Origin of the sequence: Frigoribacterium sp. VKM Ac-2859 (genome assembly GCF_013204925.1) — a bacterium.
In the GTDB taxonomy this organism is placed as follows: Bacteria; Actinomycetota; Actinomycetes; order Actinomycetales; family Microbacteriaceae; genus Frigoribacterium.
The window spans coordinates 1,259,264-1,275,718 of sequence record NZ_JABMLC010000002.1; the positions used below are offsets into that span (position 1 = coordinate 1,259,264).

Consider the following 16,455-nt stretch of genomic DNA (forward strand, 5'->3'; position numbering starts at 1 on the left):
GCCGTGATCGAGCCCAGGAGGCGCGGTGCCGGTCCCCGATACCGTCCTGACCAGGCTCTTCGCAGGCCCCCCTTCGGGGGTTACGGGAAGCTGAACGCAGGCTGCGTCGCTATCGGTCGAATGGGCCGAAAGTCAAATCCCTTGTGCACAGTCAGAAGTCAAATCGGATGTCTCAACCCCCGGTTTAGACAATTTTCTCCACACGACTGTGGAATTGAGAAAACCCTGGTCAAAGGCAGGTAATCGAACTGAAGTATCTCGTTGTCCACAGCGTGATCCACAGTTCTCCCCAGGGTTGTCCGGCGTTGCTCACCTGTTCTCCCCAGAGTTATCCACAGGTGCATTTGCTGTGGAGAACTCGGTGTCCATAAGGTGTACCCGCGCTCGTCAGGGGTGGGTCACGGCGGTTCGGCAGGGGGATGTCGGGGGTCTGTCGTAGAACTGCCCCAAGCGTCTTCGGTGCTGCCCCGCACCCACCCGATTTCTCGCTGGAGGACCCATGTCGATCGCCCATCTCGGTCTCGCTCCCGATGCGTCGAACGCCCGCGATCGAGACCGTGGTGGCCCCGTCAACATGGACCGCGTCCCGCCTCACGACCTGCTCGCCGAGCAGAGCGCGCTCGGCGGCATGCTGCTCAGCAAGGACGCCGTGGCCGACGTCATCGAGACGGTCCGCGGCATGGACTTCTACGTGCCCAAGCACGAGGTCATCTACGACGCGATCCTGGGGCTGTACTCGCACGGCGAGCCCACCGACGTCATCACGGTCAGCGACGAGTTGATGAAGTCCGCCGACCTGTCGCGTGCCGGGGGAGCGGAGTACCTCCACACCCTCACCGGCGTCGTGCCCACTGCGGCGAACGCGGGGTACTACGCGTCGATCGTCGCCGAGAAGGCGGTGCTGCGCCGTCTGGTCGAGGCCGGCACGCGCATCGTGCAGATGGGGTACGCGAGCGAGGGCGAGGTCGTCGACCTGGTCAACAACGCGCAGGCCGAGGTCTACAACGTGGCCGGTGGCGTGCAGACCGAGGACTACGTGCCGTTGAACGAGGCGGTGACGGTCGCGATCGACGAGATCGAGGCGGCCAAGGGTCGCGACGGTCAGATGACGGGCGTGCCGACGGGGTTCGCGCAGCTCGACGCGCTGACGAACGGGTTCCACCCGGGTCAGCTGATCATCGTGGCGGCGCGACCGGCGCTGGGTAAGTCGACGTTGGCGCTCGACCTGGCGCGGGCGGCGTCGATCAAGCACGGGCAGGCGTCGGTGTTCTTCTCGCTCGAGATGGGGCGCAGCGAGATCGCCATGCGTCTCATGTCGGCCGAGTCGAGCGTGCCGCTGCAGAACATGCGCAAAGGAACGGTCGACGCGCGGGACTGGACGAACATCGCGCAGGTGCGCGGCCGGATCAACGACGCGCCGCTCTTCATCGACGACTCGCCCAACATGACGTTGGTCGAGATCCGGGCGAAGTGCCGTCGCCTGAAGCAGCAGCACAACCTCAAGCTCGTGGTGATCGACTACCTGCAGCTGATGACGTCGGGCAAGCGGGTCGAGAGCCGTCAGCAAGAGGTGTCGGAGTTCTCGCGTGCCCTGAAGCTGATGGCGAAAGAGCTGCAGGTGCCGGTGATCGCGCTGTCGCAGCTGAACCGTGGTCCCGAGCAGCGTGCCGACAAGAAGCCCGCGATCAGCGACCTGCGAGAGTCCGGTTCGCTCGAGCAGGACGCCGACATGGTCATCCTGCTGCACCGCGAGTCCGCCTACGAGAAAGACAACCCCCGCCAGGGCGAGGCCGACTTCATCGTCGCCAAGCACCGCAACGGCCCCACCGACACCATCACCGTGGCGTTCCACGGCATGTTCTCGCGCTTCGTGGACATGCCCAGCTAGCGAACCGCCTCGCTGTAGGGTCCACCGCTCCGCTGCATATCCAACGTTGGGTTGCACGTGAGTGCAGAAAGCGCCTGGATTAATCCCAGGAGTGCAAGTGCAGCTCTCCGGGCCGAGTTTTCCATCGGACACTCGAACTGGAGAGCCGCCACTGGAGTGCATTTCGCATTTCCCGCTTCAGCGCTTCCGCGGTAGCCAAGCGAACCTTCGCCCTTAGCTGCAGTTTGGCGTCTCTAGAACGCTTTGCCTGGAACTGTTGCAGCGGCGGATGCTTGCGCAAGTTGCTTTGGGCGCCCTGGCGGCCAAGCGGCAACTGCAGTAACCAGGTGCCTTTGGGCGAGACCTGTGGTTCACGTCACGGCGCCGACGTTGACGCTCCACAGGCAGTGCTCCTACCTGCGTGGTCCTAACAATCAGAGACGAACGGGGCCGTGCTCGACAGTCGATCATTGTTGGGCAGCGAGAGGCGATCGTCTGCCGTCACACAGCCCCGAGTGAAGGCAACGGGGGAAGTCCCGCCGGAGCGGCCAGCGAAGACACGGGGGGGGTTCCTTCGAACGACATCATTTTTGAGCAGGGAGGTCAGGGATACTCGAGTCATGGGCACATTCGATTGGCATTCCGATGTAAATGACCTGGACGCCCTCAAAGGGCCGGGTGGTTTGGCGGCCCTGGGGCTGTTCGTCTCAAGTGGTGCCTGGACTGGGAGTCATGGTCGTACCGGTATTGTTCCCGGCGACGTTGCGTCAGATATGGCGGGCTCAGACGACGACGCCGTCGACAGGCTCATCCGAGCGGGGCTGTGGGAGAAAATCCCCGAGGGCTACCGGCTACTCCGGGGGCCCAGCTCGGACCCCGACCTCCCAATGCCGTTGTGGCGATACACGGATGATGATCTCGGCGGCCAGCTCTTTGGTACCGACCCCACTCCCAACACCTGAGACACCACATCGGGCTGAAGGTCCGGGAGACGGCCCGTGTCGAGGCAGGTCGTTATTAGGGCGCTGACGGCAGCCCGCTGTCTAATGGAGGGGTTGAATTCGCGGGTTGGCTGTGGGTGGGAGATTCCAGCCGTTTACCTCGTGGATCTCTGCCACTGCATTTCGCGCCGCAGTGGTTAGGTCGCCTAGGGCTGCCTGGTCATATCCAGAAGCTTTCAGGAACCGCAGATTCGAGCTAAGCGCCTGCGCCCACGTCATGAGCGGTTCAAGGTTTTGAAGACGCCTCTCCACGTCATCGTCGGGCTTGGACGCGTCGAGGACCTGGCGCGCGTAAGTCGCTCCTAGCTTGCGCTCCATCTCAAGCCAATCATCCATGGCCGCCCAATCTGGAAGCTCATCGACGAGGGCGATCATCGAGATCCGTAGATTTGCTAAGCGATCGCCGACGGGCTCAGCCGTTGGATCGAAGCCAATGAGTCGCTGGACAGCCTCCTGGAGGGCTGACCAGAGGGCGGTGATCGCCGCACCCTGAGACGCAGCAAGCGCCTCCTTAGATCTCTTATTCGCCAGAAACGTACCGACGGAGGCGACAAGCAGAGAGAAGGCCGCGACCACCAGAGCTAAAACGTCGAGTACATCCACGTCGCGATCCTCGCACCGAGTGCCACGAATCTTTCGATCTTCGGCGGTTCACGCGGTTTGTCACCGCAGCCAAGGGCTTGTGTGGGGGACAAGCGCTCGGGAAAAGGAGGGCTTTCGGCGAGCATCTCAGACGAATAGTGTCCACAGGAAGGTCAGATACGATGACAATTACCCGACACGCGGGCGACGCGCCAAAGTACTCACGCCGCCCCAAGGTGTAGAAAGAACGCCAACCGTCACCAGTTGGCTATGGAGGAACACTGTGGCATCCACGACGATTCGGACCAATACCGCTCGAACAAGCGCTCACAACGACTCACTGGCCGTCAGCCCGGAGGACATCGTCCGCCGACTCGCTGATGTCCTTGGCAAGAATCTTCTTGGATTTATCGTCGATCGAGATGCCCGAACGGTTTCGCGCTGGATTGCGGACGAGAATCTGCGCTTGACGAGCGACGTTGAGCGGACTGTACGCAACACCTACCAAGTGTTCGCTTTGCTCTCCAACGTCGAGGGGGAGCACACAATTCGGGCCTGGTTTATGGGCATGAACCCTCAGCTCGAAGACGAGGCTCCCGCCGAAGCTCTCGCCGAAGGCCGGTTCCGAGAAACGATGGCTGCCGCTCGAGCGTTCGTAAACGGTGGTTGAACCTGCCACGACCGGGGCGCCCACTTCGTTGTGGCGCGTCGGTCGTGCCTCATCCCCCGTGCACTTCTCCGCCATCGATCCCGTAGACGCGGCGGTAGCGACTGCTGGTAATCGATTTGATGTGCCAGGAGGAGAGGTGCTCTACGCCGCGAGCAAGCCGTCAGGCGCCTTCGCGGAGACCATTGCTCGAATGAGACCTACGGCACGAATGCAGGCGCTTCCGATGGACGGCGACTCCGGTTACATGACTGTCGGGAGTGTGCCGGCCGAATGGCGGATGCAACGGCGCCTCGTCGAAGTGCACCTAGACGAACCGGCGCCCTTCCTAGATGTCGATGCGGCGGCCACCCACACGTTCCTGACAGAGAAGATGGCGCCCGTGCTCGCGGCGATGGGAATCGACAATTTGGACGTCTCCCATGTCCGCGGGTCGAATCGACTGCTAACTCGTGCCATTGCTCAATATGCTTACGTCCAACAAGACAGCGAAGGCCGCCTGGCCTTCTCGGGTATTCGGTACGAGTCGAAGGTGGGTACTCACGAGTGCTGGGCAGTTTTCGGGGGCACCGAATTTTCCGAGGGACGCAAGATCTCTATCGAGAAAGCGGATCCTGATCTCACGCGAGTAGCAAAAGACTTCGGGCTAACTATCCACTGATCGTCGGCCACCCGCCTAAAACAGACGTCCTAGGTCGTGGTCGCCTATGGGTCTGTCCGGCCAGCCTCACGCCATGCTGCCGTTGCAGTGATCCTTCACGCGGGACGGTCTCCTAGGAACCTACAACGTACGCAACCAGAACGCAGACGCTAGCGGCGCATGCGCATGCGCATCACTTACTAAGGGCTTGTCTGCCCCCCCTTTCTGCCGATCACATAGCTACAAGCTCGAGAAGGCTGCGTCTCCGAGCCTGGCCGCTTACTAATAGACCGGATCGATTCCGGCAGTTGTGATCCGGGCTTAATCGCCTGGACGTATCCGGCTCTGTGTGAGTCGGTCGATGACTTGGGTCGGCAGACAGCCGTTGTCGGTGAGCACAGCGCGAACATGCCTTGTCTGATCAACCTCCGACAGTTTTCCCGTTGCGGTGGACAGGAGGTCTGCCCAAACAGCAGCGGCATCACCTGCGATTGCACTGACGATGGCCGGCGAACTCAGATAGACGTTCCGGTTGGCGATCGGTGCGTGCCGAGGGTCGACCGCGAGCTTGTCTGAGAGCAGGAGTGTGGGACTGCTGGCGGGCGCGCTGTCCATCTTTCGGTCGGCAGCGAGCTGATCCATCTGCGTGTTCGCCTGCCGGATGTCTTTAACTGGCAGGAGACCGTCGTCGTATTCTTCCGACTTCGCTTCTAGTGTCATCCACATCGCAGTTCCCCACTCCCATGCGGAGTCCGCACGCGCCTGGCCCTTCGGCTTTTCGGCGGAGGCGCCTAGGAACGACCCGAGGTCGGTAAGACCCCGTTCGTACCGTTCCGCTTCGTCCTGTGCGAGCGCAGCCTGCATCTCAACAAGCCTGCTCCTCAGCGGTCCCGTCTTCAGCTTCCCGCGAAGGCGTGCCACGATGTTGTTCACAGCGATCACATCCATCGGTGCCAGGTCGACATCGGCCGCGCCCGGTAGCGGCTGCATTTCGCGCAACCACGTCCCACGGTTAGCGGCCATTCCCGCCTCCCTGATTAGTTCACGAGCCTTCGCGCGCTGCGTCTCATCCTTCGCGCCTAGGTACATCCACACACCCGCGATATACAGAAGCAGGCCCCGGTAACCTCGTGTGGCTTCCGGGCCAACCTGCGTGACTGCCTCGTAGAGCTTGTCGCTTGCAGCCACCCAGTCGCCGGCGTACGCCCGCTCCCACGCCTCCACCTCTATTGGCGCAGCCATACCCAGCGGTTCTGCTGCTGCAGGCTCGTGCTTCCTTGCATCCGCGAGGAACTCGGCAACCTTGTCTTCGCCACCTACGCGCCAGTCCTCCTCGTGCTCCAAGAAGGTCTGCACGTTCTCTAAGACGTCGTCGGCGCTGTGGCCGCGGCTGTTTTCCCAGCCGAATTGGACCTCCGCCTGAAGCTCTGGCTCCAGAGCCGCGATGTTCTCTGGACGTGCGAAGTATTTCGTGAGGTCCGTACCCCTCACGATGACAACAGCAAAGTCATTTGGCCCCCGCGTGCTGCGACCCGCTCCCTGAACGATCCGAGTTCGAATGCGTTCCGAGAGGGCAGAATTAGCCTCAGCGCGCTCGCTCAGGAATCTCTCCTGCAAACCCACGGCGTCCGGTTTCCCGTCGAGCACTACTATTCGGCATGCATCGTCGGGGAGATCCATCCCGTCGTACCGGTTCGCCAGCCCGAGCACACCGGTCGGCGCTTTTGCGAAAGCTTGAAGTCCTTGCGACTCCAGCTCGTCTCTCCCTAGAACGGGAACGCCCTCACCGGCGAGCTGCGTCGCCGCCTCCTTTGCGCGTTCGACCGTGTCCTGGCTCAGCACCAGCGCCTTATCGGTCAATGCCACGATCTGCTTGGTAAGAGCGAGGCTGTCACCTCCCCTAACGAGGTCGGGGAAGACGAACAGTCGGCGCCCCGACCGGGGAGCCGTTTTGGACTTTAGTGGCATGCGGACGATTGACGTGCGCCCGAACGCCCGCTCCAGCTCACCACCGGACCCTAAGGTCGCCGACAGGTAGATGCGCTGGCGCGCCTGCGCGAAGACCTTATTTTCAGATGTGGGAGGGATCATCGGCCGGATCTGAATTCCGCCGTAGGACAAGTACACAAGGCTCGAATCGAGACCCGCACGGATCATTGCGTGTTCGTATTTGTACGGCTTCCCGAGCTTCGCCAGCGTTGAGTCAAGCGCCGCTAGTGCATCCCGGTCCACGGCGGGCACGATGAGGCGCACCGCATGGTGCGAGCCCGGATCCGCTGGCCCTTCCAACCGCTGAAACTGAAGCCCGGACAAGAACGGCTTTAGCGCCGTCAGTACGGAAAGGTAGGCAGTCTCGTCCCGGGACCTGCGAATGTCGACGCCGTGTTTGTGGCCAACGAATTGCTCGCCTGCATGCGCATCATCGAAGATGATGAGTCGGGGGACAGGTACGTACGGACGAGTGTTGAAGATTGAGCTGTACGTCGTGAGACCGACCATCTCACCCGCTTCGACCGCCATTTCATCGGCCTGATCCCAGTCGTCATGCCTACCGATAAGTAGAGCGACAGGGACGCCCTCCCGCTTTGCCGTCTTCGCGACCTGCTTGGCCAGCTGCGTCGTGGGCGTCGCGTAAAGGACCGGCCCCTCACCTTTTCGCCGCACCCACTCTCCGATCAACAGGCCTGGCAGTGTTTTACCGGTACCAGTCGGGAGTTCGAGCGCGAGGTCGGCGGTTTCGGTGTGCTCCTCCGCATACGACCGGATTACGTCACCCTGATGCAACCACAACCCCGGCACCGCCCTGACGGTCCGCGGCATCGTCGAGCTGAGGTACATCTCCTCAGGAGTGTCGAATTGCTGAATAGCCTTTTTGGCTTTGCCGACGAATGCCACCGGTGTTCTCCTCTCACGCCCTGGTATCCGCTCGATCAAGCTCCAGGACGTTCCATATATTCTGGCTTACCGCTCGCAACTTCGACGGACCCTTCCGAGGCGCGACGTGGCTGTCAAAAACGTCGCCCCGCCCAGCCCTCAATATGCCCGACGTCTAAAACGGTCGTCAGCGTGCCGGCGTCTCTATCGCCGACTGGGGTGCATTCGGGCGGCGGCAACACGAGCCAGTTCGTCGCGGCTCAAGTCAAAAGCCCCCGGACTGTCGTGCCGATCCGCTCGAAGCTTTTCGCGCCAGATGGGCTCGTATGCTTCGAGCATTCGCCTGTAGGCGGGGACCGCTGTGTGGTGCGAGTTCCCACCGTCGTAGGGGTGGCCGGACTCAAAGTACTTGGCCAGCATTGACCATTTGCCACGCTCGATGAGGTCGCGCGCGTAGTCCAATAGGGCACTCTCGTAGGAATCGTTGCCGTCAAAGCCATCGAATTCGAGCCCCCTGAGCGTGTCGTCACCCAATGCCGCTCGATCCTCCGCCCCAAGGTGCTCTACGGAGACACCTACAAATCGGAACATATCCAGAATGTCGAGGACTAGCCCGCTGTCACGTCGGGGCAACTCCGTGACCACATCTCCAAAGACGCTCGGATACTCACTAACCCAACCTCGTTCGAGAATCCTTGCGATCCGCATCTGGTCCGCCTGATCGCCATCGCGGCCCAAGTCAAAATCAAGATCGCTGCGCGCTGCTTCATCAGTTCGGGACGGGCTGTCGACAAGTCTGGCGAGAATTCGATGAAGCGTCGCGAGGGTGTGCCGCTCAACAGTTGTCAGCTGTTCGGGAACCGTCGCTTGACCCACCGTGTTGGCACCGAGCCGATCGTCTCGCCGGTCCAAACTCTCGGCCAGGATGCTCTTGGCGTGCTCACTTATCCCAACGCCGTGCTCCGTCGCGATGGCACTGAGTTCGATCCACATGTCGTCTCGGAGACGGATACTGATCACCTTGGTCATGGTTGCAGTGTATACGTAAACGCGTAATCGATACAAGCCGTATGAGGGGTGCGCTCAATGACGGAGGGTCGATCTACGCTCCCGCCGTGGGAGTTCAAGGGTCCGGTGACATCGCGGCACTGATTCTGCGCCGGCCGATCCCGACGCACCCGTTTGCTGTGCCGCCGGCACCGGGACAGTTCGGCGTTTGGCAAGTCCGCCGGGTGCGCTCTGCGCCCCTTGGCTACGTCCTCTCGCGCCCCGAGCTGGGCGGGATCGCCTACCACTGTTACGCCCACGGCCGAGACGATGCCGGCGGCCGGCCCTGGCTACGCCGAGAGGGCAGCCTGAACAGCGCCGTCGCGTGGATGATTCAGCACGAACACGAATTGTCGGCCCTGACGGGCCAGCTGTACCCCGAGCCGGACGAGTGGCCGTCGTGACCTCGGGTAGCGGTCTCCGGCACCGCCCCAAGGGCGAGGCGAGCGTCTATGCCGTGGCCTTCGAGGTCAACGCCCAGACGCCGGCCAACGCGATCGACCAGGTTCGCGCCACGCTCCCTGGAGATCGCGTCGTGACCTCGGTTGCTCCCTACTGAGCCCGAGAGAGCTGTCAGGGGCCGTTCGTAGCTTGGCTCCGGTCAGCTTCCCGCAAGCAGTTTGAGAGCTGCCGGGCGGTCCCTAACCCGCTAGGTAGCAGCAGCCCCCGCATTCCGGGCCCCCAGCCGGGCGCGGGCTTCTTCGTGCGCGCTGACCAATCTCCGAGTGGGGAGAGTGTTCGGGTCGTGCGTCCCCGCGGTCACCCGAGGGGTGCCTGCTCATCCCGAAGAGAGGAGGACGGCCACGGCAGCATTACCGAGATCAGGGCCCACCATCCGAAGAGTCAAAACGGGCCCGAGGAGAGACGGCGCTGACGCGCTGCTCCAACTCGGCACTGGGGCGGCTCGCTTGGCCCTGATGCTCGCTGCCCCAGGAATGGTCGTCTTGCAGGTGTTCGGGCACTAGTAAGGTGCGCGCCAGGGGGTCCTGGGCCCCTGGGCCTGCGCTGCAATCGGCATCAAGGGCAATCCGTATCTGGGGGACGAATGTGTAACTGGACAATCAACTGGGGTGACGTTCCGACGTGGCTTGGTGCCATCGGGGCAGTCGGGGCTCTCTTCTGGGCCGTGTTTCTCTACGCCCGGAGCCTGGGTGACCAGCGCAAGTCGCAAGCCCGTCTGCTCGCACCTGTAGGGGGTACTACTCCAACCCAGCGCCTTCCTGGCGAGCTTGTCTCCGAGACAAGCGTGAGTGGGCCGGCGGACTTGCTCGGTACGTCCCGTAGTGGGCCATACGTAATAAAGGAAGCTAGGAGCGTGACGATCCGCCTGGTCTCGACGAGTGACGAAGTCTTCTCCGAGCTGGAAGCGTGGTTGCTTCTCGATGACGACACGACTGTTCGTTTTGGACTGAACGGCTCTGAGGTTGGACCAGGAGAGAAGGTCGAGATGACGAACTACTTCTACCCCGAGCAGGTTCGCGGGCACATGCGCGTCAAGATTCGCTTTCAAGATGCAAACGGGCGCTGGTGGGAACGGACCAATGGCAAGCCCGTAAAGGAGTTGTCCAAGAGACACAAATAGGCGCCCCGGTTCGGGCCGCCCGCTCCTCCGCGGAGTCACCTCTTCGCTCTGCTTGCCGAGGGCACGGGGCAGAACGTCTCAGCTCCACCGTGAGGTTCGCAACGAGAGAACGGTGGCCGTGCTTCTCAGACGACCGGGCATAGACCCGAGCCCTCGCCGACCCTATGCAGAGCGGGAAGGTCGTGGCAGCCGCCGCGAGTTTGGCTGCGACGCCGTCAATGAAGTACTCCGCGGCGTCAAAAGCCGCTCAGCCACCTTCCCCGCCGCGTCCAATACACCCTTGTGGCTGCGCAGATAAAGCTATAAATCTATAGTCGAGTGCCTTGCTCTCTTGTCTTGCAGTCTTAAGGTGCACCCGTCATGTGGGTCGAGGCTCCAAGGCCCAGGCGACCTCTCGACCGCGATAGGGCGCGGACGAGAAGTTTCAGTTGTGACTCGTCACGACCAAGCGCGTGCTGAAGATGTCCGCTCGTCCCTTACCCGCCTCAGTCGCGACCTAGGACGCTGGGGCAGTGATCACTCGAGGCGCTCGAGCAAGGTGACGATATTCGTTTCCCGAATGGTTTCAATCCCGTCACCGCGTAGGTCCAAGACAAGGATCATCGGGTGCCCGACGACAGGTTCGGTGAGGCCCAGCAGGGGTCGTTCGTCGGCATCGCGGCGGAGGGGATTGCATTCATCCGAGTCGGGAAATCGGGCCGCGGTCATCGCCTTGAGGTTCAGCCGGTAGCGAGACCCCGACATTGTCGTCACAAGGTAGATCCCGCTCATGTCGAACACATCAGCCAAGGAGAGCCCCAGCTGACGGCGTCGTGAGTACCAGTAACTTCTCCTCATCTGCCCTGTGTGACTGGCCCGCTTTCACGTCGCTTGTGATGGCCCGTCGGATGGGTGTGGCGGAGACCGGGAGCAGTTGGCGGCGGCGCTCGCCCCGCACGGCCAAGGTGCCATTGCGCGCTTTGGCCCGAGTGGCGACGGGTCCCGTACGCAGGCAGTTGACGCTCATCATTGAGGTACGCATACGAACCTTCCGCTTGAGCGGTCGACGCTTTTGCGTATCGACCCGTCGCGTCCGTGCGTGACGGGCGCAGGCAGCAGACCCTGTCATCGCGAGAATGATCTAGCAACCTTCGAGCTTCGGTTGAATTCAACCTTCCTCCGTTTTTGCACTCCCGCGATCGTCGAAATGGGAGAACGGCTGGACAGGTCGAGTCGAGAACCTTATGCTGCCCCCTTCATTCGGTCTGGCCGAGGTTCGCACAAGCTTCTTGTAGACATCGTCTATCTCGGTATCGGCGCGTTAGTCGCAACATGCCCCGTTCCGAAGCCCATCGGAGAGTCGGGTGGGTGGATCGGCAGGGGCGAGGTGGCTGTCGGCTTTACTCCAGAATGATGGGGGCGGAGCGGACTTCATCCATCGCAGAACCGTCGAAGGAGATGCTTCGAGTTCCGCGGCAACTTTGCGGTGGGAGACGCCGGCAGATCGGACGGCCCGCGCCAAAGCTGCAAGGAGCATTTGCGCCGCGTCTGCGGTCATCTCGCCGTTGCGCAGAGCCCGGATGAGATCCTCGGACGTGCGGTTTTGGCGCATCGCCGCGACCTGTTTTCGGGCAGCCTCGAGAGACCGTTCGAAGTTGTCCAGGGCCGCCTGCGACTCAGCGTCCAGGGTGATCAGCGCGCTTGGCGTTTCTCGCTTCATTCTCGCTCCACTGCCACGTCGATTGACGATCGAGAACTCGGCAAGCTGGTGCTGCCTGCTATCCTAAGAGATACGAAAAAAGCCAAAAAAAGCCTGGCCAGGTCGTGAAATGGGCAGGCCGGTAGCGGCTCTTGTTTCTCGAGATCTCACTCGGTAGCGTCTTCGATCACCACTAATCGACGGCACACCGGAGGGCGAGGACCAGCATTGGAAACCCGTCTTGCAACGGCGGCCACCCATCTACAGCTCGGCAACCAAAACGGAGAGATTCCTACTTCTCTTCGGATGGTCTCACCCTGGGTGGACAACATTTGGTCACGCCAGATTACGGGCGGCTCTTTCCACCTACAAGAGTGGACGCCTGATTGTGGTGCACCACTTCGACACACCTCCTTCCGGTGCCCAGGGCGCGCCGAACCAAGTGAGATGCCGGCCCGTTCGTGCACGACGTGACGACCGGCCGTGACGTAGACGCCCTGTCGGGTCGCAATGAGCTGAGTCTCTTGGGCGGACAAGTCTCCGTGCCCTTTCCAAGCCCAGTAGCTGACGCGAGCCGAGCTACAGGCCCGCGTGAGTGGCGACGGGCGCAGATCACGTACCGGGATGCAGCCGCAGTCAAGAGGCTCGTTGGCCTCGAAGATGCCGACGCTCACGACATCCTGGAGGGCTTCCCGATCCGCAAGAGCAACTCGAACCGGCGTCAGCGAAGCATGATCGGTGAGCGCTGGGTCGAGAAGACGGGCGCGCTCATTCCCGTCGAGTCGATGAATGAACGTCGATTCGTCATCACCGCGGACTTTGACCCGATGGTCCTTCGAATTGTTGCCCAACCATTCCGGTTTCGAGTCGCACCCGGACGACCATCGCACGTTCCAGACTTCCTCACGCTGCGGCGGGACGGCACCATCCGCGTCGTCAACGTCCGCCCTGTGGAGCAATTCGACGCGCGTGAGCAGGAACGGATGCACTCCTTCGCCTCTGCCATCGCAACCCTCGGTTGGGAGCATGCGATGTGGCACGACCTCCCCCTAGCGGTCTTCCAAAACTTGGACTGGCTGAGCCGAATGAACGTCCCCGGGGCGGCGCACCCCATGGCGCTCGAAGCCGCCCAACGGCTGTGGAACTACGACTGCTACGGCTCGTTGGAAGAGAAGATGAAAACCGACGTGCCTCGGGAATGGGTGCGGCCGGCCATTGACCGGTTGATCTGGGAGCACGTGTTCGACGTTGATCTCCGGATGCCCCTCGATGTTCACAGCGTGCTCCACCGGCGGACGTCATGATCATCCGCCCCAAAGCAAGCATCACCGTCGATGGTCATCGAGGAACCGTCATCGAATGCGACGGCATGGTGGTTGTCGTTCGCCTCGAAGAACTCGGCCTTGTTTCCCTGAGTATCGAAGAGATGATGTTCAACCGGGACAACCGGTTCACCTATCCCGACGAACCGGAGCCCGACCCGTACTTTGCTTCCCAAGCGGACTGGGACAGCGCGCAAGGCGCCATGACAGAGCTGTACGCCGAGGCTGACAGGGACTTCGAGTGGTTTGAGCGGGGCGTGGTCTCGGAAGATGTCGACGTGGACGTCGCGGCTTCCTATCCAGACCACGTCTCCAAAGGCGACCGCATGGCTTACCTCGCTGACAAGTACGGCAAGAGCCGGCGCACAATGTACTACCGGTACATTGCGTGGCGCGAAGGCGACCGAGTCAAGACCGTAGGAAAGTCCAAGCGGCCTAACCACCGCCCTTTTCCAAGCATCGCCCCCCGATATACCGAAGAGGCCATCCGCCTCTCCCGTGAACGGCTCCACACCGGTGAAAGCGTCATCAGCCAGAAGAACTTCCACGCGCGCCTCAAGGAGCGCCTCAACCAAATTGAGGCCGACACAGGCGAGCGGATTGACATCCCCCGCCGCACCCTTCGCTACGAGGTCGTAAGTCAGGCGCTGAAGGACGCGGGCACGTTTGAGAGCACAATCGCCCGCCAGGAAGGCAATGCGTCCAGATCCAAGAAGCACATCGGGGAATGCGTGGCTACGCGCCCCGGCCAATTCTTCCTCGTCGACACCACCCGCCTCGATGTCCACGCCCTCAGCGCATTCAGCGGCAAGTGGCATCACGTCGAGCTGACACTGATGATCGACCTGTACTCGAGAGTCGTGGTCGCCGCGCGCCTGAGCCCCGTCTCGACCGGCAGCCTCGACATCGCCTTGCTTTTCCACGACATGTTCAACCCAAGGCGAGAAGCCTGGACGTACGCGCCTGACGTGCACCTTCCAACAGCGGGCCTGCCCGACAGTGTGCTCCTTGAGTCGCTATGGGACGAGGGAGAAGACGCCGGCGACCAAAGCAGCATGCCGGTCATTCGCCCCGAAACAATCGTCACCGATAACGGCAAGGTCTTCACGTCACATCAGGTCAAGGCAATCTGCGCTGCTAACCGAATCAGCCTCCTCCGGGGACGAGTCCTCAAAGGCAGCGATAAGGGCCAGATCGAGAGGATGTTCAAAACCATCCGCACCGATCTCATCGAGCTGCTCTGCGGCTCAAAGGGCTACGAGGTAGGTAAGCACGGGCGGAAGGCGGAGCTGAACGCGGCCTTTTTCCTGGAAGAGCTTGACGGCATGGTCCGCCAATACTTCTCCTGGTACCACCGCACTCAGCATGCCGGGCTCAGCCCGTTCGCGTTTCCCGGTCAAACTCTGTCGCCGCAGCAGAAACTCCGAGAAGGAATCGCCCGTTCTGGGCTGCGAATGGGGAGTCGAAGCGCGAGCATGTCCATCGATCTCCTCCCCGTCAAGTGGGTCACGATTCAGCACTACGGTGTCCAAATTCGAGGCCTCAAGTACAACGGTCCCGAACTGCGTCCCTACGTGAGGACCAAGAGTGTCTACCGGTCAAAGCAGGGCAAATGGCCCATCGCCTACAACCCAGAAGACAGGCAAGACTGCTTTTTCCAAGACCCCGAAACTGGGCAATGGCACGCCCTCAGGTGGGCCGGCAGCGACCGCTTTTCTGGTCCCTTTAGCGATTCCATGAGGCGCCGCAGCCTGAAACAGGGGGAGCAACCCCGACCTAGAACGGACGTCGCTCGTCGAGATGCCGACACCGCCGAGGCGATGCTCGCCCTCGTCCATGAGTGGGAGCACGCAGTACAACTGCCAGCCGAAGACGACCGCATCCTTCTGCGCATGAGCGGATACACCAAGCCCTGGCGGAGGGCGTCCATAGCGCCCAGCTTTCGAGAGCTATTCCGCGTAACCGCTGAGCCGACTGCCATGGGTGCCTCGAGTTCCCTACGCGAGATAACGACCGCTGAGAGAGGCACCACGGCTCGGCCCGCGCTGGCCCCGGAATCAGAAACTGACGACGATGACTATTACGAGGGTTCTGTATGACCGACCCTATGGTCGCTTCGAAAGACCTCAAATGGACCCGTGAGGGATTCCACCGACGGGCCCTTCAAGACCCTGCGACACCGCCACCGAAGCTAAGTCTTGCGGACTATCGCAGCCTCCCAGCCGCGGACAGACGTGACTACAACCAGAGACGCTTCCTCTGGCACGAGGGCCTTGAATTCATGCTCCTCAGACCTGAAAGCAGCCGACTGAAAGAGCACGTGCTGGCCACAGTACGCAGCCAGCCAGGCCCACTTGTTGCTCCTAAGCGGGGCCTCTGGGTAGACGGGGAATCGAATACGGGCAAATCCACCGCCGTGATGGAGGCCAGTTTTGAACTGGTCCGAGATGCCCTCGCTCACGGTGAAGTGAACGCTGCGGGCAACCTCATCACCGCGGTCGTGTGGATCGACCTCAGCGAACGGCCCACCTTCCGCGCCATCAACCGGGACGGGTGTGCGTTCTTGAACACGATCGATCTCGCGCCGGACAACCCAATACCTGCAAGCCGCCGCGACGCGACCTCACACCAGCTCGCCAAGAAGTTCGCCAGCTGGGCAATAGCTTGCGGGGTGCAACTGATCGTGCTCGACGACACCCACAACCTCAAGAACCGTTTTGCTGAAGCCGACATGACCGGCAACTACCTCAAGCACCTCATGACCCTGGTGCCGGCAGTGTTCGTCCTCATTGGGACCGACATCCGCAAGAACACGGAACTTCTCAATGAAGGGAGCCCGCTGACCCGCATTCGCACGCAGACACCCCACCGGTACAAAACCCATAGTGTTCGCCCCTTCTACAACCGCACAGATGCTCAACGCCGAGAATGGGTCGACGCATTGAAGTCCGTCGAGAAGCGCCTCGTGCTTTGTTCACCCACTCGCGGTGTACTCACCGGTCGTCCCGACTACATCTACGAACGGACAGGAGGTTTCGTGGGCAGCCTGGTCGCCTTCGCCCGTGACATGACGTACGCGGCCATCACGAGCACATCGGACGAAGTGGTCCACCAGGAGCTGCTGGATGGCATCACCGTCGATTACGCGGCCGAATCGGGACCGTGGTGAGCCGGCACTACAAACAGCCCCCAGGA

13 protein-coding genes are annotated in these 16,455 nt (G+C 61.8%); 9 read left to right on the forward strand and 4 right to left on the reverse strand.

Going from position 1 to position 16,455, the window contains the following annotated elements; translation table 11 throughout:
• Positions 1 to 499: 499 nt before the first annotated feature.
• The gene (gene dnaB, locus HQQ78_RS13785) at positions 500 to 1,888 is read left to right on the forward strand and encodes a replicative DNA helicase (RefSeq protein ID WP_043595340.1); all 1,389 of its coding nucleotides are present in this window, start codon (positions 500 to 502) and stop codon (positions 1,886 to 1,888) included.
• A 599-nt stretch (positions 1,889 to 2,487) separates the two neighbouring features.
• Positions 2,488 to 2,829: a hypothetical protein gene (locus tag HQQ78_RS13790; protein ID WP_173154084.1), complete on the forward strand. Its 342-nt coding sequence runs from the start codon at positions 2,488 to 2,490 to the stop codon at positions 2,827 to 2,829.
• A gap of 81 nt (positions 2,830 to 2,910) precedes the next feature.
• On the opposite strand, the gene HQQ78_RS13795 is transcribed toward HQQ78_RS13790, so the two are convergent.
• Positions 2,911 to 3,471, reverse strand: a complete 561-nt coding sequence (locus tag HQQ78_RS13795; RefSeq protein ID WP_173154086.1) for a hypothetical protein — start codon at positions 3,469 to 3,471, stop codon at positions 2,911 to 2,913.
• A 262-nt stretch (positions 3,472 to 3,733) separates the two neighbouring features.
• Between HQQ78_RS13795 and HQQ78_RS13800 the strand changes: the two genes are divergently transcribed.
• Entirely contained in the window at positions 3,734 to 4,120 is a 387-nt protein-coding gene (locus HQQ78_RS13800) for a hypothetical protein (protein WP_173154088.1), read from the forward strand.
• Entirely contained in the window at positions 4,113 to 4,778 is a 666-nt protein-coding gene (locus HQQ78_RS13805) for an RES family NAD+ phosphorylase (protein ID WP_371740436.1), read from the forward strand. Before HQQ78_RS13800 ends, HQQ78_RS13805 begins: the two co-directional genes overlap by 8 nt.
• Positions 4,779 to 5,078: 300 nt before the next feature.
• Here the strand turns inward: HQQ78_RS13805 and HQQ78_RS13810 are convergent, their stop codons facing one another.
• Together HQQ78_RS13810 and HQQ78_RS13815 are read right to left on the reverse strand one after the other, a co-directional pair.
• Complete coding sequence (locus tag HQQ78_RS13810; protein ID WP_173154092.1) at positions 5,079 to 7,652, reverse strand: DEAD/DEAH box helicase; 2,574 nt, start codon at positions 7,650 to 7,652, stop codon at positions 5,079 to 5,081.
• 183 nt (positions 7,653 to 7,835) lie between these two features.
• On the reverse strand, positions 7,836 to 8,660 hold the full coding sequence (locus HQQ78_RS13815) for a YfbU family protein (protein WP_173154094.1): 825 nt from the start codon (positions 8,658 to 8,660) through the stop codon (positions 7,836 to 7,838).
• Between the two features lie 418 nt (positions 8,661 to 9,078).
• Between HQQ78_RS13815 and HQQ78_RS13820 the strand changes: the two genes are divergently transcribed.
• Complete coding sequence (locus HQQ78_RS13820) at positions 9,079 to 9,237, forward strand: hypothetical protein (RefSeq protein WP_173154096.1); 159 nt, start codon at positions 9,079 to 9,081, stop codon at positions 9,235 to 9,237.
• 756 nt (positions 9,238 to 9,993) lie between these two features.
• On the forward strand, positions 9,994 to 10,260 hold the full coding sequence (locus HQQ78_RS13825; RefSeq protein WP_173154098.1) for a hypothetical protein: 267 nt from the start codon (positions 9,994 to 9,996) through the stop codon (positions 10,258 to 10,260).
• A 516-nt stretch (positions 10,261 to 10,776) separates the two neighbouring features.
• Here the strand turns inward: HQQ78_RS13825 and HQQ78_RS13830 are convergent.
• Positions 10,777 to 11,049 carry a hypothetical protein gene (locus tag HQQ78_RS13830; protein ID WP_173154101.1) on the reverse strand — a complete coding sequence of 91 codons (273 nt, stop codon included), beginning with the start codon at positions 11,047 to 11,049 and terminating at the stop codon, positions 10,777 to 10,779.
• A gap of 1,431 nt (positions 11,050 to 12,480) precedes the next feature.
• Between HQQ78_RS13830 and HQQ78_RS13835 the strand changes: the two genes are divergently transcribed.
• From HQQ78_RS13835 to HQQ78_RS13845, 3 genes are read left to right on the forward strand one after another with little or no spacing between them, the layout of a single operon-like run.
• The gene (locus tag HQQ78_RS13835; protein ID WP_173154104.1) at positions 12,481 to 13,242 is read left to right on the forward strand and encodes a TnsA-like heteromeric transposase endonuclease subunit; all 762 of its coding nucleotides are present in this window, start codon (positions 12,481 to 12,483) and stop codon (positions 13,240 to 13,242) included.
• Positions 13,239 to 15,359, forward strand: coding sequence for a DDE-type integrase/transposase/recombinase (locus HQQ78_RS13840; protein ID WP_173154107.1), 2,121 nt, complete (start codon positions 13,239 to 13,241; stop codon positions 15,357 to 15,359). The genes HQQ78_RS13835 and HQQ78_RS13840 overlap by 4 nt, the downstream gene beginning before the upstream one ends.
• Positions 15,356 to 16,429, forward strand: a complete 1,074-nt coding sequence (locus HQQ78_RS13845) for a hypothetical protein (RefSeq protein WP_173154110.1) — start codon at positions 15,356 to 15,358, stop codon at positions 16,427 to 16,429. Before HQQ78_RS13840 ends, HQQ78_RS13845 begins: the two co-directional genes overlap by 4 nt.
• Positions 16,430 to 16,455: the final 26 nt, after the last annotated feature.